Annotated in this window: 23 protein-coding genes and 1 riboswitch; of the genes, 13 read left to right on the top strand and 10 right to left on the bottom strand. The window is 70.8% G+C overall.

What is annotated here, in order from left to right:
• The first annotated feature begins 16 nt into the window (after positions 1–16).
• Positions 17–694, top strand: coding sequence for a FadR/GntR family transcriptional regulator (locus ACIQTT_RS12860; protein ID WP_402790519.1), 678 nt, complete (start codon positions 17–19; stop codon positions 692–694).
• Between the two features lie 16 nt (positions 695–710).
• Here the strand turns inward: ACIQTT_RS12860 and ACIQTT_RS12855 are convergent, their stop codons facing one another.
• Positions 711–1,373, bottom strand: coding sequence for a transaldolase family protein (locus tag ACIQTT_RS12855; RefSeq protein WP_402790517.1), 663 nt, complete (start codon positions 1,371–1,373; stop codon positions 711–713).
• A gap of 121 nt (positions 1,374–1,494) precedes the next feature.
• Between ACIQTT_RS12855 and ACIQTT_RS12850 the strand changes: the two genes are divergently transcribed.
• The 6 genes from ACIQTT_RS12850 (at position 1,495) to ACIQTT_RS12825 (ending at position 6,557) form a co-directional block, all read left to right on the top strand.
• On the top strand, positions 1,495–2,454 hold the full coding sequence (locus ACIQTT_RS12850) for a ribokinase (protein WP_402790515.1): 960 nt from the start codon (positions 1,495–1,497) through the stop codon (positions 2,452–2,454).
• A gap of 31 nt (positions 2,455–2,485) precedes the next feature.
• On the top strand, positions 2,486–2,890 hold the full coding sequence (rbsD, locus tag ACIQTT_RS12845; RefSeq protein ID WP_402790513.1) for a D-ribose pyranase: 405 nt from the start codon (positions 2,486–2,488) through the stop codon (positions 2,888–2,890).
• Position 2,891: 1 nt separating this feature from the next.
• A complete protein-coding gene (locus ACIQTT_RS12840) occupies positions 2,892–3,716 on the top strand; it encodes a GntR family transcriptional regulator (RefSeq protein WP_402790510.1) in 825 nt (274 codons plus the stop codon).
• Positions 3,713–4,771: a hypothetical protein gene (locus ACIQTT_RS12835; RefSeq protein WP_402790507.1), complete on the top strand. Its 1,059-nt coding sequence runs from the start codon at positions 3,713–3,715 to the stop codon at positions 4,769–4,771. The genes ACIQTT_RS12840 and ACIQTT_RS12835 overlap by 4 nt, the downstream gene beginning before the upstream one ends.
• 19 nt (positions 4,772–4,790) lie before the next feature.
• Positions 4,791–5,855 (top strand): PLP-dependent cysteine synthase family protein, encoded by a 1,065-nt coding sequence (locus tag ACIQTT_RS12830; protein ID WP_402790504.1) that lies wholly within the window; start codon positions 4,791–4,793, stop codon positions 5,853–5,855.
• A gap of 192 nt (positions 5,856–6,047) precedes the next feature.
• A complete protein-coding gene (locus ACIQTT_RS12825) occupies positions 6,048–6,557 on the top strand; it encodes a glycine cleavage system protein R (protein WP_402790501.1) in 510 nt (169 codons plus the stop codon).
• A 111-nt stretch (positions 6,558–6,668) separates the two neighbouring features.
• Here the strand turns inward: ACIQTT_RS12825 and ACIQTT_RS12820 are convergent, their stop codons facing one another.
• From ACIQTT_RS12820 to ACIQTT_RS12810, 3 genes are all read right to left on the bottom strand, one after another.
• Positions 6,669–7,682, bottom strand: a complete 1,014-nt coding sequence (locus ACIQTT_RS12820) for an aldo/keto reductase family protein (RefSeq protein WP_247956984.1) — start codon at positions 7,680–7,682, stop codon at positions 6,669–6,671.
• A gap of 153 nt (positions 7,683–7,835) precedes the next feature.
• Positions 7,836–9,353 (bottom strand): DUF4407 domain-containing protein, encoded by a 1,518-nt coding sequence (locus ACIQTT_RS12815; protein WP_402790497.1) that lies wholly within the window; start codon positions 9,351–9,353, stop codon positions 7,836–7,838.
• Between the two features lie 84 nt (positions 9,354–9,437).
• Positions 9,438–10,010, bottom strand: coding sequence for a TetR/AcrR family transcriptional regulator (locus tag ACIQTT_RS12810; protein WP_402790494.1), 573 nt, complete (start codon positions 10,008–10,010; stop codon positions 9,438–9,440).
• Positions 10,011–10,076: 66 nt separating this feature from the next.
• Here ACIQTT_RS12810 and ACIQTT_RS12805 point away from each other — a divergent pair, with 66 nt between their 5' ends.
• Complete coding sequence (locus tag ACIQTT_RS12805; protein ID WP_402790491.1) at positions 10,077–10,703, top strand: NAD(P)H-dependent oxidoreductase; 627 nt, start codon at positions 10,077–10,079, stop codon at positions 10,701–10,703.
• On the opposite strand, the gene rlmN is transcribed toward ACIQTT_RS12805, so the two are convergent.
• Positions 10,652–11,953 (bottom strand): 23S rRNA (adenine(2503)-C(2))-methyltransferase RlmN, encoded by a 1,302-nt coding sequence (gene rlmN / locus ACIQTT_RS12800; RefSeq protein WP_402790488.1) that lies wholly within the window; start codon positions 11,951–11,953, stop codon positions 10,652–10,654. The genes ACIQTT_RS12805 and rlmN overlap by 52 nt on opposite strands.
• A gap of 70 nt (positions 11,954–12,023) precedes the next feature.
• Here rlmN and ACIQTT_RS12795 point away from each other — a divergent pair, with 70 nt between their 5' ends.
• The 3 genes from ACIQTT_RS12795 (at position 12,024) to ACIQTT_RS12785 (ending at position 13,966) form a co-directional block, all read left to right on the top strand.
• Positions 12,024–12,494, top strand: coding sequence for a hypothetical protein (locus tag ACIQTT_RS12795; protein ID WP_402790485.1), 471 nt, complete (start codon positions 12,024–12,026; stop codon positions 12,492–12,494).
• Positions 12,495–12,570: 76 nt separating this feature from the next.
• Positions 12,571–13,209: a bifunctional 4-hydroxy-2-oxoglutarate aldolase/2-dehydro-3-deoxy-phosphogluconate aldolase gene (locus ACIQTT_RS12790; protein ID WP_402790482.1), complete on the top strand. Its 639-nt coding sequence runs from the start codon at positions 12,571–12,573 to the stop codon at positions 13,207–13,209.
• A 7-nt stretch (positions 13,210–13,216) separates the two neighbouring features.
• Complete coding sequence (locus ACIQTT_RS12785) at positions 13,217–13,966, top strand: sulfite exporter TauE/SafE family protein (RefSeq protein ID WP_402790479.1); 750 nt, start codon at positions 13,217–13,219, stop codon at positions 13,964–13,966.
• Positions 13,967–14,130: 164 nt separating this feature from the next.
• On the opposite strand, the gene ACIQTT_RS12780 is transcribed toward ACIQTT_RS12785, so the two are convergent.
• Entirely contained in the window at positions 14,131–14,961 is an 831-nt protein-coding gene (locus tag ACIQTT_RS12780; protein ID WP_402790476.1) for an SDR family oxidoreductase, read from the bottom strand.
• Between the two features lie 36 nt (positions 14,962–14,997).
• The gene (locus ACIQTT_RS12775; RefSeq protein WP_402790473.1) at positions 14,998–15,762 is read right to left on the bottom strand and encodes an SDR family NAD(P)-dependent oxidoreductase; all 765 of its coding nucleotides are present in this window, start codon (positions 15,760–15,762) and stop codon (positions 14,998–15,000) included.
• Between the two features lie 231 nt (positions 15,763–15,993).
• On the opposite strand from ACIQTT_RS12775, the gene ACIQTT_RS12770 reads away from it, so the two are divergent.
• Positions 15,994–16,719, top strand: a complete 726-nt coding sequence (locus ACIQTT_RS12770) for a phosphotransferase (RefSeq protein WP_402790470.1) — start codon at positions 15,994–15,996, stop codon at positions 16,717–16,719.
• Positions 16,720–16,726: 7 nt separating this feature from the next.
• Here the strand turns inward: ACIQTT_RS12770 and ACIQTT_RS12765 are convergent, their stop codons facing one another.
• From ACIQTT_RS12765 to ACIQTT_RS12755, 3 genes are all read right to left on the bottom strand, one after another.
• Entirely contained in the window at positions 16,727–17,518 is a 792-nt protein-coding gene (locus ACIQTT_RS12765) for an energy-coupling factor transporter transmembrane component T family protein (RefSeq protein ID WP_402790467.1), read from the bottom strand.
• Positions 17,518–18,972 carry an ABC transporter ATP-binding protein gene (locus ACIQTT_RS12760; RefSeq protein ID WP_402790464.1) on the bottom strand — a complete coding sequence of 485 codons (1,455 nt, stop codon included), beginning with the start codon at positions 18,970–18,972 and terminating at the stop codon, positions 17,518–17,520. Before ACIQTT_RS12760 ends, ACIQTT_RS12765 begins: the two co-directional genes overlap by 1 nt.
• Complete coding sequence (locus tag ACIQTT_RS12755) at positions 18,972–19,697, bottom strand: ECF transporter S component (protein WP_402790461.1); 726 nt, start codon at positions 19,695–19,697, stop codon at positions 18,972–18,974. Before ACIQTT_RS12755 ends, ACIQTT_RS12760 begins: the two co-directional genes overlap by 1 nt.
• A riboswitch (TPP riboswitch) is annotated at positions 19,688–19,799 on the bottom strand. It overlaps the preceding gene by 10 nt.
• 83 nt (positions 19,800–19,882) lie before the next feature.
• Between ACIQTT_RS12755 and ACIQTT_RS12750 the strand changes: the two genes are divergently transcribed.
• On the top strand, positions 19,883–21,514 hold the full coding sequence (locus ACIQTT_RS12750) for a D-alanyl-D-alanine carboxypeptidase (RefSeq protein ID WP_402790458.1): 1,632 nt from the start codon (positions 19,883–19,885) through the stop codon (positions 21,512–21,514).
• Positions 21,515–21,678 lie beyond the last annotated feature (164 nt).

The following is a 21,678-nucleotide window of genomic DNA, read 5'->3' as shown; positions in this document are numbered from 1 at the left end:
GGCTAGGATGACGGCCATGGCAGTCACCGATGAGGCGATCGAGAAGATCAAGGCGATGATCGTGTCGGGCGAGCTGTCGCCGGGCGATCGGCTTCCCCCCGAGAAGGAACTGTCGGAGCGTCTGGGCCTGTCGCGCAACTCGATGCGCGAGGCGGTGAAGGCCCTCGAGGTCATCCGCGTGCTCGACGTGCGCCGCGGCGACGGCACCTACGTGACGAGCCTCGAACCGCACCTATTGCTCGAGGCGATCTCGTTCGTGGTCGACATGCACGACGACGACTCGATGCTCGAGATCTTCGCCGTACGGCGGATGCTGGAGTCCCAGGCCACGGGCCTCGCGGCGACCCTCGGCGACGACGAGCAGATCGCGGCCCTCGTCGAGGAGGTCGAGCGGGTCGACGCGTCGGTGACGATCGAGGAGCTCGTCGAGCACGACATCCGCTTCCACCGCGAGATCGTGGGTATGGCCGGCAACGCCTACCTCGCGAGTCTCATCGAGCATCTGAGCAGTCAGACCGTGCGCGCCCGCGTGTGGCGCGGACTCACCGAGGCGCACGCGGTCGAGCGCACGCTGTCGGAGCATCGCGCGATCGCCGATGCGATCGCCCAGCACGACCCGGCGCTCGCGACCTCGCTCGCCACGGCCCACATCGCGGGCGTGGAGCGGTGGCTGCGCCAGGCCGCCTCGGCCTAGGCATTCGCGCCGACCGTCACGCCCCGAGGCGCACCATGGCGGCGTCGAACTCGGCCGCCGAACTGTCGCTGACCTCGTGGAACAGCGCCTGCTCGATCACGTCGGGCGCGGCGGTGAAGTAGGGCACTCCGGCCAGGCGCAGCCCGACGATGTCGTCGGCCGTGCGCAGCGACGCCGCGAGCACGTTCGATCCACTGCCCTCGCAGACCTCCTGCATGCGGGCGATCACCGTGTCGCCGTCGATGCCCGCGTCGCGCATGCGACCGAGGTAGGGCGCGATGTACTGCGCACCGATGCTCGCGCACGCGAGCGCCTGGGCGACGGAGTAGACGGCCGTCACGAGCACGGTCGCTCCATCGGCGACGAGGGCGGATGCCGCGGCGAACCCGGCGGCGGTCGCCGGCACCTTCACGGCGACGCGCGGCCCGAGTTCGCGGATGCGCTCGGCGTTGCGCAGGAACGACGCGGTGTCGCCGCCCCACGTCTGGAAGAAGACCTCGGCGGCGCCCTCGGACTCCCACCGGGCGTAGAGCTCGGGGATCTCGCCGGCGGTGCGCCCGCCGCGTTCGAGGATCGTGGGGTTCGTGGTGACACCGTGCACGACGCCCGCGGCGAGGAGCCGGGACACCCGGTCGACGTCGGCGCTGTCGACGTACAGGCGGGGGGCGATCACGGTCATCGGGACTCCTCGGGGACAACCTGTCGTTACAGGTTCGCTTTCGGCTAATGTAATGACAGGCGCGGGGCGATGTCAAAGCCCCGGCCGACGTACATCGCCGTCGAAGACGACCAGGAGCGACATGGCCCCCGCACACCCCGAAGACCGTTCCGGCGTCGTGATCGTCGGCAGCGTCACCGCCGATGTGACCACCTTCTCGCAGCGCCTCCCCGCGCGCGGCGAGACGATCCTGGGCGATCAGTTCACCCTCATGCTCGGCGGCAAGGGCGCCAACCAGGCCGTCGCCGCCGGCCGCTCCGGCGCCCGCACGAGCTTCGTCGGATGCGTGGGCGACGACCTCTTCCACGACCTCGTCGTCGACGGCCTGAGCGAGGCCGGCGTCGACCTCGCACACCTGCGCACGGTGCCCGGCCCGACCGGCATCGCGCACATCCGTGTCGACGCCTCTGCGCAGAACGACATCGTGATGGTGCCGCTCGCCAATGCCTCCCTCAACACCGACCAGATCGACGAGGCTCTCGCCGCCCTCGCCCCGACCACTTCGGTGCTGCTCACCCAGCTCGAGACGCCCTCGGCCCTCACGGCGCACATCACCGGCCGCGGCCGCGAGCACGGCATGACCGTGATCCTCGACCCCGCACCGGCCGCGACGCTCCCCGTCGAGGTATGGGCGAACATCGACATCGTCACGCCGAACGAGACCGAGGCGACGCTCATCAGCGGCATCGAAGTGACGGATGCCGAGTCCGCCGAGCGCGCCGGACGCTGGTTCCTCGACCAGGGCGTCGGCGCCGCGGTCATCACGCTCGCGGGCCAGGGGTCGTGCGTTGTCACCTCGGACGGAGCATCCGTCATCCCCCCGTTCCCCGTCACCGCCGTCGACACCACCGCCGCCGGCGACGCCTACGCCGGGTATCTCGGCGCCGCGCTCGCGAACGGCAGCAGCCTCGACGACGCCGTGCGTCTGGCGACGGCCGCGGGCGCCCTCACCGTCACGAAGCAGGGCGCCTCGCCGAGCCTGCCCCTGCGCGCCGACGTCGACGCGTTCCTCGCGGAGCGCGAATCGGCCCCCGTCGGCTGACCGCCGCCACACCACAGAGACCGGAGCCGCCATGCGCAAGACCGCAACCACGATCAATCCCGCCCTGTCGCGGGTCATCAGCGAGACCGGGCACACCGACCTGCTCGTCGTCACCGACGCGGGGCTTCCGATCCCGTCCGGGTCGGAACGCATCGACCTCGCGTACCGCCCGGGGGCACCCGCCTTCTTCGACGTGCTCGACACCGTGCTCGCCGAGCTGGTCGTCGAGGGCGCCACGGTCTCGGCCGAGGTCGCCGAGAAGAGCCCCGAAGTGCTCGAGGCGCTGCGCGAGCGATTCGCCGGCATGGACTTCGAGATCGAGCTCGTGCCGCACGTCGACTTCAAGAAGCTCACCCACGGGGCGCGGGCGTTCGTGCGCTCCGGCGAGTTCACCCCGTACGCGAATGTGATCCTGCACGCGGGCGTGGCGTACTAACATGTCCGCCGTGCTTCCCGACGCGATCGACCGCCACTCCGCCGCACCCATGTACGACCAGTTGCGGCAGCTGATCGTCGACGGCATCGCGCGCGACGGGTTGCAGCCGGGCGATCCCCTCCCGGGTGAGCACGGACTCTGCGAGCGCTACGGCGTCTCGCGCACCGTCGTGCGCCAGGCGCTCGCGCAACTCGAGCACGAGGGTCTCGTCGAGCGCGTCAAGGGCAAGGGCACCTTCGTCTCGCGCCCTCGCACGGCGGAGAGCCTGGTGCACACGCTCGTGGGGCTTTACGACGACGTCGAGCGTCGCGGCGGGCACGTGCACAGCGACGTGCTGCGCCACGAGTTCGCCTTCGCCGACGACGAGATCGCTGCGGCCCTCGAGATCCCTGTCGGGTCGCGGGTCGTGGTGCTCGAGCGCCTGCGCCACGTCGACGACGAGCCCTGGTCGCTGTCGACCACGTGGATGCCGGATGCCGTCGGCGCGGTCACCCTGGGCGTCGATCTGTCGGACTCCTCTCTGTACCGGGTGCTCGCCGAGCACGGCATCGTCGCCACCCGCGGTGTGCGATCGGCCGAGGCCACGGTCGCGACGCACGAGCAGGCCGGCCACCTCGGCGTCAGCGCCGGATCCGCCCTGCTGCGCCTGCGCAGCGTGAGCCGCACCGACGACGACACCCCGATCGAGTACTTCATCGCCTACCATCGCGGCGACCGCTCGCGCTTCGAGTTCCAGCTGCAGCAGGAGCAGTCGCAGGCCTCCCTCCTGCACGTCGACGGCCGCGGCGGTATGACACTCGCCGGTAGCACGCGGGTCCAGCCGTGACGGGCGACGACCGCGCATCCGAATCCGCGCCAGGAGCGGATGCCGACGCGGTCGTCCCGCCGGAGGCGCCCACGCCCGCCTCTCCCCCGCCGCCCGCGCAGCCGCCGTTGGCTCCGCCGGTGGGGACGGATGCCGACGCCCCTGCGCTGCCGCCCGGCGCCCCGCTGCCACCCGGATACCGCCCCGCCTACCAGCCGCCCGCGGGCTATCAGCCGACTCCGGCGTATCGCCCGGCGCCCGCGTACCAGGCGCCTCCGGCACACCCCGGGGCTCCGGCGTACCGGCCGCCGTCGGCGACGCCGGGGGCTCCGGCATACCCGGCCGCCACCGGTCAGGCGCCCGCCGCTTACCCGCCGCCCGCGACTCCGGCGCCGGCATCCGCTCCGGCATCCGCGGCACCGATGCACCCGCCGCAGCCCACGCAGCTGACCTACCCGCCGCAGCAGACGTCCGGCACCCACCCGCCGGCCGGGGGATATCCGACCGGCCCCGCGTTCGGCATCCCGTCCCCTCCTCCGGCTCCCCGGCGCGGCGCACTGCCGATTCTGGTCATCGTGATCGTCGTGATCGGAGTGCTGATCGCCGCGGTGATCGGCATCGTCGCCGCGAGCAGCGGTGATCGTGCCGATCCGGCACCGGCATCCGGCTCCGACGATTCGGGCCAGGGCGCCCCCGGTCCGGACGGCACCGACGCCGAACCCGAGGAACCCGACGACGCTCCCTCGCTGCCCGATACCGGCGGCTCGGCCGAAGCACAGCTGCAGTCGAAGATCGACGAGTACAAGGCCGCGCGCACCGACGGGTCGCTGTGGGAGCGGATCCCGAACACCGAGTTCAACCAGACCGCGGTGAGCGCATACCTCTACCTGATGACCGACATGAAGCTCGCGGCCTCGTTCGGCGCCGACACCTCGGAATACCTCGAGCGCGCCGCTGAGCTCGAGCAGAAGCTCCTCGCCGAGCAGCCGCTCGGCACCGACATCCAGATCACACTGTCGGACCGCACCTTCACCTACGACGGCGACACCGGCGAAGGCGGCTACACCGACAACTGAGCCCGGGTACGCTCGAACGGTGGACTCCTGGACCAGCAACGCGATCGCTCTGCTGGAGGCCGACGCCAACCGCAGTGCCGACACCCATCTGCACGTCTTCCCGCTGCCCGCCGAGTGGGGCATCGACCTGTATCTGAAGGATGAGTCGGTGCACCCGACCGGGTCGCTCAAGCATCGCCTCGCCCGGTCGCTGATCCTCTACGGCCTCGTCAACGGGCTCATCCGTCACGATACGACGCTCGTCGAGTCGTCGAGCGGTTCGACCGCCGTCTCCGAGGCGTACTTCGCCCGGATGCTCGGGCTCCCGTTCGTGACCGTCGTGCCGCGGTCGACCGTGCAGGAGAAGATCGACCTCATCGAGTTCTACGGCGGCACGTGCCACTTCGTCGACCGCGCCGAGGACATGTCGCCCGAGGCCCGCCGCCTCGCCGCCGACTGCCACGGCCACTACCTCGACCAGTTCACCTACGCCGAGCGCGCGACCGACTGGCGCGGCAACAACAACATCGCCGAGAGCGTGTTCAGCCAGTTGTCGCAGGAGCGGCATCCGATCCCCCGCTGGATCGTCGTCGGCGCCGGGACCGGCGGCACCAGCGCCACCTTCGGTCGCTACGTGCGCTACCGGCGGCACGCCACCGAGATCGCCGTCGTCGACCCCGAGGGGTCGGCGTTCTACGACGGCTGGGCGGGAACCGCGGATGCTCCGGACGGGCGCCCGAGCCGCATCGAGGGCATCGGCCGCCCGCGCGTGGAGCCGTCGTTCGTTCCGAGCGTGATCGACGAGATGATCCGCGTGCCCGACGCCGGATCGATCGCCGCGATCCGGCTGCTGCGCGAGCGCACCCTGCACTGGGCGGGCGGATCGACCGGCACCAACCTGTACGGGGCGTTCGAGTTGATCGCGCGCATGCGCGCCGCGGGTGAGACCGGGAGCGTGGTGACGCTGATCTGCGACAGCGGAGTCCGCTACGCCGGCACCTACTACTCCGACGAGTGGGTCGCCGCACAGGGCTGGGACCTCACCCCGCACCGTGCCCGCCTCGACGGCTTCCTCGACACCGGAGTCTGGGCCGACCCGGCCTGAACCAGCGAGGTCTGCGCACGGCTCGGTCCCTGAGCCTGTCGAAAGGCCCCGTCCCCGGAGATACCCGTACCCAACTCAGGAAGATCGGCCCAGATCCCGTCGATCTCGGCGGTTGCGGGCACTCCGGACTGCATTCTTCCTGAGTTGGGTACGGGCCCGACTCCGCAGATGGGCGCCGACTACGCTGACCCCATGACTACTCTGATCCTCACCGTCGCGGGTGCAGACCGTCCGGGCCTCGTCGCCGCCGTCGCCGATGCCGTCGACGCTCACGGGGGCAACTGGGAGAACAGCCGCCTCGCCGAGCTCGCCGGCACCTTCGCCGGGGTGATCGAGGTCTCGGTCGCCGCCGATCGGGTCGCCAAGCTGCAGGCCGCGCTGCGCGCCCTGACCGGACTGCTCACGGTCGCGATCCACACCGGCTCGGAGGCCGCGGCCCATCGCGATGCGAACTCGATCTCGCTCTCGGTACTGGGCAACGACCGCGCGGGCATCGTGCACGAGATCTCCGGCGTTCTGACCTCCCACGCCCTCAGCATCACGAGCATGGACACCGAGACGCGCGACGCCGCGATGGCCGGTGGACGCCTGTTCGAGTCGACGGTCACGGCGACGGTTCCGGCATCCGCTGATCTGGATGCGCTGCGCACCGACCTCGAGAAGCTGGCGGCCGAGATCCAGGTCGACATCTCGCTCACCTGAGCACCGCGTCGGCGGACCCCGACTGCGACGCTCGAAGCACTGTCACACGACGAGGCCCCCTGTCGCGGCGTGCGGCAGGGGGCCTCGTGCGTGTGCGTCAGACGTGGATGCTCAGACCAGGCGCGTCTTCGGCGAGGTCGAGTAGGTGTGCTCGGCGTCGCGGTTGACGGTGTCGCCGAGGGCGGTGTCGATCGCCGCCATCGTGTCGGCGTCGAGCTTCACTCCGGATGCCTTGACGGTGTCGGCGAGCTGCTCGGGGCGGGAGGCTCCGACCAGGGCTGCCGCGATGTTCGGGTTCTGCAGCACCCAGGCGATCGCGAGCTGCGGCATCGTGAGACCCGCCTGCTCGGCGATCGGCTTGAGGCGCTGGACCGCGGTGAGGATGTCATCCTGCAGGAAGTTCTTGATGAAGTCGGCGCCGCTGTGCGGGTCGGTCGCGCGCGACCCCTCGGGCACGGGCTGACCGGGCAGGTACTTGCCGCTGAGCACGCCCTGCGCCATGGGCGACCAGACGATCTGCGAGATGCCGAGCTCTTCGGAGGCCGGAACGACCTTGCCCTCGATGACGCGCCACAGCATCGAGTACTGGGGCTGGTTCGAGATGAGCTGGATGCCGAGCTGCTTCGCAAGCGCGTGACCCTCGCGCAGCTGCTCGGCCGTCCACTCCGAGACGCCGATGTAGAGGGCCTTACCCTGACGGACGACGTCGGCGAACGCCTGGAACGTCTCCTCGAGCGGGGTCTCGTAGTCGAAGCGGTGCGCCTGGTAGAGGTCGACGTAGTCGGTGCCGAGGCGGGTCAGCGAGCCGTTGATCGACTCCATGATGTGCTTGCGGCTGAGGCCGGTGTCGTTCGGGCCCTTGGGCCCGGTCGGGAAGTAGACCTTGGTGAAGATCTCGAGCCCTTCGCGGCGCTGTCCCTCGAGGGCCTTGCCGAGCACGACCTCGGCCGCGGTGTTGGCGTAAGTGTCGGCGGTGTCGAACGTGGTGATGCCGGCGTCGAGCGCCGCGTGCACCGTCTTGACGGCGGCGTCGTCGCCGACCTGAGAGGCGTGGGTGACCCAGTTGCCGTAGGTGATCTCAGAGACCTTGAGACCGCTGTTGCCGAGATAGCGATAGTTGACCATGCTCTAACGCTAGCGCCGGTCGCCGACGCTGGAGGCCGGATTCCGTGACCGGTCTCAGAAGTTTCTGTTCGATCATCGCGAGGAGTCAAGACGCGCCGCTCGCGCGGCATCCGTTGCGGCGTGTCTTGACCCCTCACCGAGAGAAGAAACCCCTCAGCTCGTGCGCGCGGCCGTCTCGGTCACCGCGGCCGACTGCGTCTGCACGATCGAGGCACGATCGGCGAAGCCCTCGGCCGTGACCTTGTCGAGCGCGACCTGCTTGCGGATCGCCGCGGCCTTCTCGTAGAGGCTCGGGTCGCCGTACGAGGTGAGCACCTTCACCAGCACGGGCAGCAGCTCGATCATGAAGAACAGCGCGGCGATGAGGATGTGCGCCCAGAGGATCGTGGGCTCCTTCTCGCTCAGTCGGTTCAGTCCGCTGATCTGGCTGAGGAGGCCGGTCGCTCCCGCGTTGCCCTGCGCCACGGCATCCGCTCGGGCGTTGTAGGCCGCGAGCGCCTGGTCGTAGGTGTTGCGTGCGGCGGGCAGCTGGTCCTGCGCGGTCTGGCGGTTCGTCGTCTCGGAGGTCGACGTGTTCTCCTTCGCGGCGGTGCCGGCCGTGGCGAGCTCCTCGTTCGCGACGCGCAACTGCTCGGCGAGGCCGTCATAGGTCTGCTGAGCCTGGGCGAGCTGGGCCTGGGCCGCGTCGGAACTCGCGCCCTCGCCGTTCACCCCGGTGCAGCCGGGCACAGTGCCCGCACCCTCGCCGGTGAGCTCGCACTGGTAGAGCGCGCGGGCCTGGTCGATGACGGTCTGCTGGTCCGCGAGCTTGGTCGTGAGGTCGTCGACGGTCGCCTGAGCGGCGGATTCGGATGCCGACGACGAATCGGTTCCCGCCACGATGCCCGTCGCCGCCTGGTTCTCGAGCTCGGCGACCTTGGCGGTCGCGGCGTCGAGCGCGATCTTCTCGGGGCCGGATTCGAGGGCCTCCTGGTCGGTCTGCGACTGCGTGATGTTGGTCGATGCGACCTCGCGGGCGATGTCGTTGTGGAACACCTGCAGCACCAGCGGCTCGGCGACCACGAATCCGATGATCGCGGCCATGATCACTCGCGGGATCGCGAGGCCGATGAGGCGCCACACGTTGCGCGTCGACGCCATGGTCGAGGTGAGGAAGCGATCGAGGTTGAAGATGATGAGCGCCCAGACGAGCGCGAGCGGAACGGCCAGCCAGATCGCGGCTCCCACGCCGGTCGTGAGCGCGAACAGCATCGAGATCGCCGAGACCAGGGCGGTGCCGGCGAGCACGAAGAACATCTGCACGAAGCGCGGCGTCTCGCCGGGCACGCGGTCGAGGATCTCGCCCTCGGCCCCGCCGAGGATCGCGAGCTGGCGCAGGCGCGATCCGGGGGTGCGGGGCTCGCGGGGCTTACGCTCGCGCGGCGGGCGCGGCGCGCGAGCGGGCTTCGTCGGGGCGGATGCCGCGGCATCCGATCCTGCCGAGTCGTCGGCGGTCTCCGGGCGCGGGGTCTCGCGCGTGGCAGAGTCCGTGATGAACGGCTCGTCGGCGGATCCTGTGGGCTCGTACTCGCGCAGGAAGTCGAGGTCATCCGTCGAGGCGTTCGGGTCGCCGTCGATGATGATCCGACCCTGCGAGTCGAAGCGACCCGGTCGGTGGGCGGAATAGGGCATCCCGACAATCTACGAAAGGTCGCCTGTGCGCCCGGTGGAAGAAGGCTTTGACGGCTCCCAGGTTCGGCGGGCGGCCGCAGCGGCTCAGAGCCCGGCGAACAGCCGGTCGAGCGCGGCCTCGTAGGAGCCGAGGGCATCGTCGAGGCCGAAGTGCCCGGCGGCGGCGAGAGTGCCGAGGCCGTGGATGAGGCCCCAGAGCGCGACGACGTCGGTGGGTCGGTCGAGTCCCGTGGCGGCCGCCGCCGCGGCGAGCGCTCCTTCGAGCGCATCGATCAGCGGGGCCATCGTCGCAGTGGGCGAGCCCGGCACGCAGACCGTGGGGTCGTAGACGGCGTCGAAGGCGTGCGGATGCTCGACGGCGAAGCGGATGTAGGCCTCGCCACCCGCGGCGAGCGCCGCCCGGGGAGTCGCGGCATCCGTCGTCGCGTTCCGAACCTGGGCGAGCAGATCGGCCATGCTGCGCTCGGCGATCGCCTTGAGCAGGCCGAGACGATCGGAGAAGTGGTGGTACGGCGCGTTGTGGCTGACGTCGGCGGCGCGAGCGACCTCGCGCAGGCTGATGTCGGCGGCCGGCATCCGCTCCAGCAGTTGCATCGCGGCGTCTTCGAGGGCGCGCGCGAGATCGCCGTGGTGGTACCCCGTCTTCGAACTTGACATGCGCAACATTGTCTCCTATCTTGACACTGTCCACCTGCTTGACACTGTCCAGATTGGAACCGACGCATGACCGCTCTCGTGATCGACGGCCACCCGTACGCCGAATCCCTCACCGCTTCGCTCGCGCAGCGGTACGCCACAGGTCACGGCGATGCCCGCGTGCTCGCCGTGCGCGACCTCGACTTCGACCCGCACCTGCGCTTCGGATACCGGCAGCGCATGACCCTCGAACCCGACCTGCTCGCCGCCAAGCGGGCCCTCGCCGAGGCGCAGACGATCGTCATTGCGACGCCGCTGTGGTGGGGGTCGGTGCCCGCGCTGCTCAAGGGCTTCTTCGATCGCGCCCTGCTGCCGCAGCAGGAGTACCGCTACTCGCCGCAAGGCCTGCCGATCGGCCTGCTCACCGCGCCTCACGGACGCCTGCTGCTGCTCGCCGACACCCCCTGGTACGCGGCACCCTTCACGGGACTGCCGGCGCAGCGCCAGGTCGTGCGCAACACGATGCGGTTCTGCGGCATCCGTTCGGTGCGCGCGCACCGGATGCTGGGCGTCAAGAACGCCTCACCCGAGAGGATCGGACGCTGGCTCGAGGATGCCGAACGGCTGGGCGCCGCGGATGGGCGCCGCGATGCGCGCCGCGGTCAGGCCATCGCGGCCGAGGCCGCTTCGTCCTCCGTCGTCGCGACGAGCTGACCGCAGGCGCCGTCGATCTCCTTGCCGCGGGTGTCGCGGAGGGTCGTCGGGATGCCGGCGTCGTTGAGGCGGCGCACGAACTCGGCCGTGACGTCCTTCTCCGACGAGGTCCAGATCGAACCCGGCGTCGGGTTCAGCGGGATGGGGTTCACGTGCACCCAGCCGCGGCCGCGCTGGTTGAGCTTCTCGGCGAGGAGATCGGCGCGCCAGGCGTGGTCGTTCATGTCCTTGATGAGCGCGTACTCGATCGAGACGCGGCGGCCGGTCTTCTCGTAGTAGTTGTAGGCGGCGTCGAGGGCCTCGTCGACCTTCCAGCGGGAGTTCACCGGGATGAGCTCGTCGCGCAGGTGGTCGTCGGGCGCGTGCAGCGACAGCGCGAAGGTGACCGGGATGCCCTCGTCGGCGAGCTTCTTGATCGCGGGCACGAGGCCGACGGTCGAGACGGTGATGCCGCGGGCGCTCATGCCGAGACCCTCGGGTTGCGGAGCGACCATGATGCGCACGGCATCCATCACCCGCTTGTAGTTGGCGAGCGGCTCACCCATGCCCATGAAGACGATGTTGGAGACGCGCTCCATGCTGTGGTCGTCGGACTTCTTGCCGCCCAGACCGCCCTCGGCGATGAGGCGGTTGGCGCGCACGATCTGCTCGACGATCTCGGCCGTCGACATGTTGCGCGTGAGGCCCGCCTGGCCGGTGGCGCAGAACGGGCAGTTCATGCCGCAGCCGGCCTGGCTCGACACGCAGAGCGTGATGCGGCCGGGGTAGCGCATGAGCACCGACTCGACGAGGGCCCCGTCGTGCAGGCGCCAGAGGAACTTGATCGTGTCGCCGCGGTCGGTCTCGAGACGGCGCACCTCGGTCATGAGCGGGGGCAGCATGCCGGCGACCAGATCGTCGCGGATGCCGGCCGGGAGGTCGGTCATGTGCGCGGGGTCGGAGGTGTAGTGCCGGAAGTAGTGGGTCGCGAGCTGCTTGGCGCGGAAGCCGGGCAGGCCGAGCTCCTTCACCTTCTCGACGCGCTCGTCGGGCGTGAGGTCGGCGAGGTGCACGGGCGGCTTGCCGCGCTTGGGGCTGGCGAACTGCAGCAGCGGGCGCCCTTCGGCGTCCTTCTGCTGGGTCCAGCCCTCGGTCGCCGGACGCACCTGGGCGGGGCCCGTGGTGCGCACCTTGCCCTGGGCGGGTCGACCCTCGGGGGCGGACGCGGATGCTGCGGGGCGCGTCTCGCGCGTGCGGGGGTTCTCGGTCATACCCTCCAGGGTACCGGCGAGCGGGTGGGAGACGGCTGGACTGTCGGAGGCCCTGCCTAGACTGACCGGCATGGACTTCGTGTGGATCATCGGGATCATCGTCGGCGCGATCATCGTGATCGCCATCGTGGCCGCAGCCCTGCGGGGCATGCGGCCGAAGGTGCCCGAGGTCGCGGCCGGCGTTCCGGTGCCGATCGCCCCCGAGGTGGTCGCGAGGATCGACGACCTGGTGCGCGCCGACAGCAAGATCGCCGCGATCAAGACCCTGCGCGATCACACCGGCGAGAGTCTGCAGTCCGCGAAGCGCCGCATCGACCACTGGCGCGTCGGCGCCGCCCCCGCCACGACCGCGATCCCGATCCAGCCGCCCGTGTTCCACGACGTCGGGTCGCTGCGCGCCTCGCTGCCGTCCGAGGCGGTGGCCGAGATCGACCGACTCGTCGCCGCCGAGCAGCAGATCGCCGCGATCAAGCTGCTGCGTGAGGAAGCGGGCCTCGGCCTGAAGGAGTCGAAGGATCTGATCGACGCCTGGGGCGTTTGAGAAGGCCTGCCGCACACGTTGTAATGACAAGTTGGCGTCGGCGAGAATAGAACGACCCCCCACCACAAGGAGCATGATGTCCGACCGTCTCACCCGCGCCCGCGCCACCGGAGTCCTCGCCGTGCTCCGCGCCTCCACCCCCGAGCTCGCCCTCGAGGCGTCCGAGGCCATCATCCGCGGCGGGGTGACCGGCATCGAGGTCACGTTCTCGACACCCGATGCCCCCGCCGTCATCCGCGAACTCATCGCCCGTCACGGCGATGCCGCCTACGTCGGCGCCGGCACCGTCACCACCGCCGAGCAGGCGACGCTCGCCGCCGACGCGGGCGCCGAGTTCCTCGTGAGCCCGGGCACGCTCCCCCACCTCACGCGTTCGATGCTCGACACCGGCCGCGTCGTGATGACCGGCGCCATGACGCCGACCGAGGTCATGGGCGCGCTCGAGCTGGGCGTCGACGTCGTCAAGATCTTCCCCGCGTCGCTCGGCGGCCCCTCGTACCTGGGCGCCCTGCGCGGCCCGTTCCCCGAGGCTCCCCTCATGCCCACCGGTGGCGTGAACCCCGACAACCTCGCCGACTGGTTCGCTGCCGGTGCCGTGGCCGTCGGAGCCGGAGGCGACCTCGCCAACGGCGCCTCGCTCAAGGCCCAGGACTGGGCCGACATCGAGAAGCGCTCCGCTCGCTTCGCCGCCGCCCTCGCGGCCGTCCGCGCCTGACGTCTCGGTGATCGCCCTCGACCCGTGGGCGTGGGTCGCGCTGGCCCTCGCCGCGGTGACGATCGGCATCTCGAAGACGGCGCTCCCCGGCGGCAGCATCCTCGCGATCGCCCTGTTCGCGGCCGTGCTGCCGGCGCGCACCTCGACTGCGGCCATGCTGCTGCTGTTGATGGTCGGCGATGTGTTCGCGCTCATCGCCTACCGCCGTCACGCTCACTGGCCGACGCTGCTGCGCCTCGCCCCGGCCGTCGTGCTGGGACTCCTCGCCGGGTTCGCGTTCCTCGCGCTCACCGGCGACGGGGTCGTGCGGCGCGCGATCGGCGTGATCCTGCTGGTGATGATCGCGGTGACGCTGTGGCGGCGGTGGCGGCAGAACAGGGCGGATGCCGTGGTGCCCGCGCGCGGCGGCATCCTGCTCGCCGGCACCTACGGCACGCTCGGCGGGTTCACGACGATGGTCGCGAACGCCGGCGGCCCGGTGATGTCGATGTACTTCCTCGCGACGCGCACCCCGGTGCAGGTGTTCCTCGGCACCTCGGCGTGGTTCTTCGCGATCATCAACCTCATCAAGGTGCCGTTCCTCGCGGGACTCGGTCTCTTCGAGGGGCAGGTGCTGCTGATGGATGCCGCGCTCGCCCCGCTCGTGGTCGTCGGCGCTCTCGTCGGACTCGCGGTCGCGAAACGCCTCGACCAGCGCCTTTTCGACCGCATCGTCATCGTGCTCACGGTGCTCGGCGCGGTGTACCTGCTGTTCTGAGCGTCACGGGGCGGGCCCTTCGACAAGCTCAGGGACCCAGTAACGAGCGGCGGCGCCCGGTCCCGAAACTGGGTCGCTGAGCCTGTCGAAGCGTCCCCCGCAGAGCCCGGTCCCGAAACTGGGTCGCTGAGCCTGTCGAAGCGTCCCGCGCGCGACGCCCCGCGTCAGTCGAGGAAGATGTCGGGGAACAGCGCCCCGTCGGGGGTCCCCGGGATCGCTGCGTAGCCCGAGAAGTCGGTCACCCCTGCAGCCTCGAGAACGTCCTCCACGATGAGCGTCTGTCCCGTGTACGACCCGGCGGGCTGCAGGAGCACCTGGTACGCGGCATCCGCGTAGATGTCGGGCGTGCGGCTCGCGGCCATGACCTTGTCGCCACCGAGCAGGTTCTGCACCGCCGCGGTCGCGATGGTCGTGCGAGGCCAGAGCGTGTTCGCGGCGATGCCGTCGCGCGCGAACTCCGCCGCGAGACCCAGCGTCGCCATCGTCATCCCGAACTTCGCGAGCGTGTATCCGGTGTGCGCACCGAGCCACTTCGGCGTGGGGTTGAGCGGCGGCGAGAGCGACAGGATGTGCGGGTTCTCGGCATCCTTCAGCATCGGCACGGCCGCGCGCGACAGCATGAAGGTGCCGCGCACGTTGACGTCCTGCATCAGGTCGTACTTCTTGGGATCGAGGTCGAGCGACCGCGAGAGATCGATGACGCTGGCGTTGTTGACGACGATGTCGATGCCGCCGAACTCGCCCTGCGTCTTCATCACGGCCTCGGTGATGTCGGAGTCGTCGCGCACGTCGCCGACGATCGCGAGCGCCTGCCCGCCGGCCGCGCGGATCTGCTCGGCGGCGGTGTGGATCGTTCCCTCGAGCTTGGGGTGCGGGGTGTCGGTCTTCGCGAGCATGGCGATGTTCGCGCCGTCGGCCGCGGCGCGCAGCGCGATCGCGAGTCCGATCCCGCGGCTGCCGCCGGACATCAGGATGGTCTTTCCTGCGAGTGACATGGGTCTCCTTCTGGGTCGGATGCCGGTGCGGGCGGGTTACTTCGGCGCCATGCGGATCGCGCCGTCGAGGCGGATCGTCTCGCCGTTGAGGTAGTCGTTCTCGACGATGTGCTGCACGAGGGCGGCGTACTCGTCGGGGCGCCCGAGGCGCGAGGGGTGCGGCACCTGCTGACCGAGGGAGTCCTGTGCAGCCTGCGGCAGGCCCATGAGCATGGGGGTCTCCATGATGCCGGGGGCGATGGTGACCACGCGGATGCCGTAGCGGGCGAGCTCGCGGGCGACCGGCAGCGTCATCGCGTGCACGCCGCCCTTCGACGCGGCGTACGCGGGCTGGCCGATCTGACCGTCGAACGCGGCGACACTGGCGGTGTTGACGATGACACCGCGGGTGTCGCCGTCGCTGTCGACGGCGTTCTTCACGATGACGGCGGATGCCTGCGACAGCACGTTGAACGTGCCGACGAGGTTGATGCGCACGATGCGCTCGAAGTCGGCGAGCACGGCCGGGTTGCCGTCGCGGTCGAGCACCTTCGCGGGCGGCGCGATGCCGGCGCAGTTGACCACGACGCGCAGCGGGGCGACGGCCTGTGCCTGGGCGACGGCATCCTGCACCTCGTCGACGCTGGTGACGTCGGCCGGCACGAAGAGTCCCCCGAGTTCGTCGGCGAGCTCGGCGCCCTTCGACGTCGAGAGGTCGATGATCGTCACGTGGGCGCCGTCGGCGGCGAGTCGACGCGCGGTCGCGAGGCCCAGACCCGAGGCGCCTCCCGTGATGAGCGCGCCCTGTCCGCTGATCTGCATAGTATTCTCCTTCGAACGTCGTCGTGCGACTGAGTTTCAGCCTACGTGGTTCTTGGTGTCACCACGATCCCCCGGAGGCGGCTGTGTGTGAGCGAGCCTACGGGGTCGGCGTTCATAACTCCGGAGAATCGACGACGTGCGCGGGCCGCACCCCCGGAACGGCGCGGAGCCACGCCCGGAACGCACGCGATTCTGAGGAGTTGTGAACGCGCAGCGCGGCAGACTGGAGGGATGAGCATCCCCGACGCCCACATCGAGATCCCCGCGCGCGTGCGCGACCTCGCCGGTCGCGCCGCCGTGACCCCGGTCTGGCGCAACGGCATCGGGGGTCTCACGTTCCGCACCGACGACGGGCGCTACATCAAGTGGGGCCCGCTCGACGACGAGGCCAACATGCACGACGAGGCCGAGAGGATGCGCTGGGCCCGCCGCTGGATCACGGTTCCCGAGGTGCTCGCCCAAGGGGAGGACGACGCGCACGAGTGGCTCGTCACCCGCGCGCTCGACGCGTTCAGCGCCGTCGATCCGCGCTGGGCGGGCAAGGCTGAGATCGCGGTGCCCGCCGTCGGCCGCGCCCTGCGGGTGCTGCACGAAACACTCCCCGTCGCCGACTGCCCGTGGGAGTGGAGCGTGCAGTGGCGCGTCTCGAACGCTGCCGAGCGCGGAGTCGTCGTGCCGCCCGAGCTGCACGAGGCCCCGCCGATCGACCGCCTGGTCGTGTGCCACGGCGACGCATGCATGCCCAACACGCTTCTGAACGCCGCGGGAGACCCCGTCGCCCACGTCGATCTCGCCGCCCTCGGCCTCGCCGACCGCTGGGCCGATCTCGCCGCCGCGACCATGAGCACCGGGTGGAACTTCGGCCCCGGGTGGGAGGACCCCCTGCTCGAGGCGTACGGCGTCGAGCGCGACGACGAGCGGCTCGAGTTCTACATGCGGCTCTGGAACGAGACCTGAGCGGCGCCTACGAGCTCGGCCCGAGGATGAAGTTCCACGCGCCGGTCGCGATCGCGGCGACCACGGCCACCCCGGAGATCGCGAGACCGATGGCGAGCAGCATCCATTCGGCCGCCCCGAACCGCGACTCGCGCGCCCAGGTGCGCCGCCCCGGAGCCCCGAAGCCGCGCGCCTCCATCGCGGTGGCGAGTTTCGCACCCCGTCGGATCGAAAGCACGAGCAGGGCGAACGCCATGCCGAAGAACCGGCGGATGCGTCCGCGATCGGCGACTCCGCGGGCCCGGCGCGCGAGTTCGAGCGCCCGCCAGTCGTCGAGGAACAGCCCGATCATGCGCAACCCGGCGAGCGCACCCAGCACGAACCGAGCAGGCAGTTTCAGCACCTGCGCGAGACCGTCGGCCAGGTCGGTGGGGTCGACCGTGATGAACAGCACCACCGACGGCAGCGCGATCGCGAGCACGCGCAGGAAGGTCGCGAGAGCGAGCGCGAGCGACCCGTCGCTGATGCGCAGCACGAACCATTCGACGTAGATCGTCCCGCTGGTCTCGCCGTAGAGGGCGATCGTGACCGCGGTGAGCGGCGCCGCGAGCCAGACCGGCCAGGTGCGCAGCCAGAACTCGCGCCAGCCGATGCCGGCGAAGAAGAACAGCACGCACTCGAGCACGAGGGCGACGGATGCCGACACCGGATCGAGCGTGAGGATCAGCGGGATCGCGATCAGCGCGCTCACCCCGAGCTTGGCGACGGGGTTGATGCCGGCGATGCGTCCGGTGCGGGCGGTGGCGTCGAGAACGGTCATCAGGTGCCGCCCAGCTCGTATCGTTCGGCGTGGAGCGCGCGGGCGACGTCGAGGTCGTGCGTGATCGTGACGATCGCGGTCCCCTCGTCGCGGAGCGCGGCGAGCATCGCGACGAGCTCGGCCCAGGTGCGGGCGTCCTGGCCGAAGGTCGGCTCGTCGAGCACGAGCACCCGAGGCCGGGTCGCGAGGGCGGCGGCGACCGTCAACCGGCGCTTCTCACCGCCCGACAGCGTGTAGGGGTTGGCGCGCGCGAGCCGGTCGAGGCGCAGCCGGTGCAGCAACTCGTCGCTACGGGCCGCGATCTCGTCCTCGGGCAGGCCGAGAGCACGCGGGCCGACCGCGAGCTCGTCCTGCACGGTCTTCGCCAGCAACTGATGCTCGGGCTCCTGGAAGACCATCCCGATACGGGTGAGCAGATCGCGCGACGCCCAGTCGATCGGCGCCGGTCCGATGTCGGCGGCCAGGGCTGCGGATGCCGCGACCGCGCCGCCCGCGGGCGGAAGGAGCCCCGCGAGCGTCAGCCCGAGGGTCGACTTGCCGGCACCGTTCGGCCCGGTGATCGCGAGCGCCTGCCCGGCCCGCACGTCGAGGTCGATGCCGGTCGCCACGGCCTTCCCCTTCACCCGGGCGACGGCGAGATCCCGGGCCGAGATCAGCACCTCTCCGGGCGCCGACAGCGGGGCGGGCGGAGCATCCGGAGCGAACCCCGGCACCCACACGCCGTCGGCCGCGAGCCGGGCGCCCTCGACGCCGAGCACGTGAGCGGGCGGCCCGTCGGCGACGACCCCGCCTTGCCCGACCACGATCACCCGCGTGATCAGCGGCAGCCACACGTCGAGGCGGTGCTCGACGACGATCAGCGTCGCGGGGTGCGCCTGCAGCATCCGCTCGACGGCGTCGCGCACCTCGACCACGCCCTCGGGATCGAGGTTGGCGGTCGGCTCGTCGAGCAGCACGAGCCCCGGGCGCATCGCGAGGATGCCGGCGAGCGCGAGCCGCTGCTTCTGCCCGCCCGACAGCGCCTTGGTCGGGCGATCGAGCGGCGCGTCGAGGCCGACCGCGTCGAGCGCCTGCGTCACGCGCGGCCAGATCTCGGCGCGCGGGACGCCGAGGTTCTCGCACCCGAAGGCGACGTCGTCACCGACCCGAGCGAGGATCACCTGCGAGTCGGGGTCCTGCAGCACGAGCCCCGCACGCCCACGCGTCGACGTGGCGGGGATGCCGTCGACGAGGAGCGAGCCCTGGGCTTCACCCTCCTCGTCGCCGCCGAGCACCCCGGCGAGTCCCTGCAGCAGCGTCGACTTGCCGGCACCAGAGGCGCCGAGCACGAGCACGCGCTCCCCCGGTTCGATCCGGAACGAGACGTCCTGCAGCGCCCACGCCAGACGACTGGCGTGGCGCCAGCCCCACGCGGTCGCCTCGACCGTCGCGGGGCCGGCCTGATCGGTGGCCATCAGACGCGGACGCGCGCCTCACGGCCCGAACCGAACCGGTCGAGCGCTCCCGTGGCCGCGATGCCGCGCGCCAGCACCCACGACAGGGCCCCGGCGATCACCGCGCCCGACACGACCGTGCTGATCAGGTAGATCACCGTGAACTCGGTGCCCGACCCCGCGTACCAGAGGATGAGGTTGTTGATACCGCCGGCGAGGGCCGCGCCCGCTCCGGCGAGGATCGCGACGGGCAGCGACCAGCGACGGTAGAAGAACAGCAGGAAGATCAGCTCGGCGCCGAGGCCCTGCACGAGACCGGCCTCGAGCGTCAGGAACCCGCCCCACTGGTTGCCGATCAGTGCCGACACGACCGCGGCGAGCAGCTCGACGTAGATCGCCGCGCCCGCCTTGCGGATGATGAGGCCACCGAGCACACCGGCGAACAGCCACGGTCCGTCGAGCAGCCCCTGCAGGCCCGGGAGCAGCGGCTCGAGGAGCGCCTTCGGGCCGAGGTAGCCGACGTTCCAAGCCAGGAAGATCAGGCCGGCGGCGACGCCGAGCACACTGGCGACGACGATGTCGACGACGCGCCAGCGCCAGATCGTGGCGGGGGCGCTCTTCGCGGATGCCGGCGTCGCGGCGGATGCCGTGGGCTTCGCGGTGGATGCCGTCTTCGATCCGGATGCCGGTGCGGATGCCGTTTCGCCGGTGTTCTTCTCGGCGGATTCGGGTGTGGACGTACTCATCTGAACTCCTCCCTGCGCTGGCATGACCCAGATCAGGTTCGACGGTCGAAGCGCGATTCGCTCCCTCTCAGCCCGGCTCGCCGGACTCCCGTGGTTGTGCTGACCAGCATACCCGCGCGCCGACACCCGCGCCCGACCGTGACGCATCGCCGCAGATGAGCCCGGGGATTGGGTACCGTAATCGAGTGACCGCCGCTCATCCCCCCGACGCCGCCACGGCCGCCGTGCCCGATTCCGGCGCGACCGCGACCGATGCCCCGGGCGAATCCGCTCCGACCGTGACGGCATCCGTGCCCGTCTTGGCGGGCCCGGTGGAGGGCGCGATCGTCGGCGACGACCGGGCCGCACCCGAGGGAGATGGACCCGCGGGGGCTGGTGTCGAGGCGACTGCTGTGGAGGCATCCGCGACCGAGGCATCCGCTGCCCCGGAGGCGAGCGAGAGCGAGGCTCCCGAGACCGCGTGGGCCGATGAGCAACGCCCGGCCACTGCTCTCACCTGGATCGATACCGCCACCGTCGCGGCGGGTTCTGCGGCGCGCACCTACGACGAGCCGTACGTCGAGGATCCCGCCGTCGCGATCATGCGCGGCGCCCGGCTGCGTCCTGCGATCGCCAGCGCCCGCGTGCTCGTCCCGATCGGCATGGTCCTCGGGCTCGTCGGCGCGTACGCCGGCACGACCATCCTCTGGCCGCTGCACGAGGTCGCCCCGACCGTGCACTCGGTCGAGTTCACCACCGTGGCCGCTCCCCCGGCCGCCGTGGCGTGGCCGGGCGTCGGCAGCGCAGCAGTCGGCGTGGGCGGCATCGGCTCGACGGCATCCTCGGTGGATCCGGCGAGCATCGCGAGCATCACCAAGGTGGTCAGCTCGCTGATGGTGCTCGATCGGATGCCCCTGGCCCTCGGCGAGCAGGGCCCCGAGTTCTCGTTCACCCGCGCCGACAGCCAGTCGTACTGGTCGTACCGGATGTCGGACCAGTCGTCGCTCGATGTGCCGGTCGGCGGAGTGCTCACCGAGTACCAGATGCTGCAGGGCACTCTGCTCGGGTCGGCGAACAACTACATCGACCGTCTCGCGCGCGAGGTCTGGGGATCGAACAGCGAGTTCGCGGCTGCCGCGGAGATCTGGCTGGGTGCGCGCGGCCTCAGTGACATCACGGTCGTCACCCCGTCGGGCTTCGACGTCGGCAACGTCGCGACGCCCGACGCCCTGGTGCGCCTGGGTGAGCTCGCGATGAAGAACCCGGTGTTCGCCGAGATCGTCGGCACCCCGGCTGTCGAGCTGCCCGGGGCGGGCCTCGTGACCAACACGAATGGCATGCTGGCCGACCCGGGCGTCGTCGGTATCAAGACCGGCACGCTCGTCGGGTGGAACCTGCTCACGGCCAAAAACGTGACCGTGGGCGACAGCACCGTGCAGCTGTATGCCGCTGTGCTGAATCAAGACGACGATGAGCAGCGGCTCGCGGCCACGCGCTCTCTGTTCGCCGAGGTCGAAGCGGCGCTCCTCGCCCAGGAACCCGCGGTTCCGGCCGGAACGGTCGTCGGTCAGGTGCGCACCGAGTGGGGCGCAGCGGTCGACATCGTGACGGATGCCGACGCCGACGTGCTGCTCTGGAACGGTGCCGCGGCGACGACCTCGACGAGCTTCTCGCTCGGGGATGCGCGTGAGGACGGCGATGCCGTTGGCTCGCTGAGCACGGCCGGCCCGATCGACGCGACGACGACGGAACTCGTTCTCGACGACGACGTCGAGGGCCCCAGCATCTGGTGGCGCCTCACGCATCCGATGAACCTGTTCGGCCTCGACTCGGAGTAGAGCCGGGGTTGTTCGCACCTCCCCGCTCCCGGCGAGGGGTCACGACACGCCCTGTCCGTACCCGCCCGTGAGGCGTGTTGTGACCCCTCACGTTCGGATTGCCTCCTCGCACGCCTGTCTCCCTCTGCTCATCCGCAGGGAGGAACGACACGTGCGGGGAGAAT

Origin of the sequence: Microbacterium sp. NPDC090225, assembly GCF_044772365.1 — a bacterium.
Classification (GTDB): Bacteria; Actinomycetota; Actinomycetes; order Actinomycetales; family Microbacteriaceae; genus Microbacterium.
Note: the sequence above shows the minus strand (reverse complement) of the source record. Positions and strands in the feature narration are given on the sequence as shown.

Bases quoted from the DNA above. Each gene is read 5' to 3' on its own strand.
- ACIQTT_RS12775 (WP_402790473.1), bottom strand. From the start codon at position 15,762: ATGCAGATCAGCGGACAGGGCGCGCTCATCACGGGAGGCGCCTCGGGT.
- ACIQTT_RS12805 (WP_402790491.1), top strand. From the start codon at position 10,077: ATGACCGCTCTCGTGATCGACGGCCACCCGTACGCCGAATCCCTCACC.
- rbsD (WP_402790513.1), top strand. From the start codon at position 2,486: ATGCGCAAGACCGCAACCACGATCAATCCCGCCCTGTCGCGGGTCATC.
- ACIQTT_RS12850 (WP_402790515.1), top strand. From the start codon at position 1,495: ATGGCCCCCGCACACCCCGAAGACCGTTCCGGCGTCGTGATCGTCGGC.
- ACIQTT_RS12760 (WP_402790464.1), bottom strand. From the start codon at position 18,972: ATGGCCACCGATCAGGCCGGCCCCGCGACGGTCGAGGCGACCGCGTGG.
- ACIQTT_RS12780 (WP_402790476.1), bottom strand. From the start codon at position 14,961: ATGTCACTCGCAGGAAAGACCATCCTGATGTCCGGCGGCAGCCGCGGG.
- ACIQTT_RS12770 (WP_402790470.1), top strand. From the start codon at position 15,994: ATGAGCATCCCCGACGCCCACATCGAGATCCCCGCGCGCGTGCGCGAC.
- ACIQTT_RS12790 (WP_402790482.1), top strand. From the start codon at position 12,571: ATGTCCGACCGTCTCACCCGCGCCCGCGCCACCGGAGTCCTCGCCGTG.
- ACIQTT_RS12825 (WP_402790501.1), top strand. From the start codon at position 6,048: ATGACTACTCTGATCCTCACCGTCGCGGGTGCAGACCGTCCGGGCCTC.
- ACIQTT_RS12795 (WP_402790485.1), top strand. From the start codon at position 12,024: ATGGACTTCGTGTGGATCATCGGGATCATCGTCGGCGCGATCATCGTG.
- ACIQTT_RS12860 (WP_402790519.1), top strand. From the start codon at position 17: ATGGCAGTCACCGATGAGGCGATCGAGAAGATCAAGGCGATGATCGTG.
- ACIQTT_RS12810 (WP_402790494.1), bottom strand. From the start codon at position 10,010: ATGTCAAGTTCGAAGACGGGGTACCACCACGGCGATCTCGCGCGCGCC.
- ACIQTT_RS12840 (WP_402790510.1), top strand. From the start codon at position 2,892: ATGTCCGCCGTGCTTCCCGACGCGATCGACCGCCACTCCGCCGCACCC.
- ACIQTT_RS12820 (WP_247956984.1), bottom strand. From the start codon at position 7,682: ATGGTCAACTATCGCTATCTCGGCAACAGCGGTCTCAAGGTCTCTGAG.
- ACIQTT_RS12765 (WP_402790467.1), bottom strand. From the start codon at position 17,518: ATGACCGTTCTCGACGCCACCGCCCGCACCGGACGCATCGCCGGCATC.
- ACIQTT_RS12855 (WP_402790517.1), bottom strand. From the start codon at position 1,373: ATGACCGTGATCGCCCCCCGCCTGTACGTCGACAGCGCCGACGTCGAC.
- ACIQTT_RS12755 (WP_402790461.1), bottom strand. From the start codon at position 19,697: ATGAGTACGTCCACACCCGAATCCGCCGAGAAGAACACCGGCGAAACG.
- rlmN (WP_402790488.1), bottom strand. From the start codon at position 11,953: ATGACCGAGAACCCCCGCACGCGCGAGACGCGCCCCGCAGCATCCGCG.
- ACIQTT_RS12815 (WP_402790497.1), bottom strand. From the start codon at position 9,353: ATGCCCTATTCCGCCCACCGACCGGGTCGCTTCGACTCGCAGGGTCGG.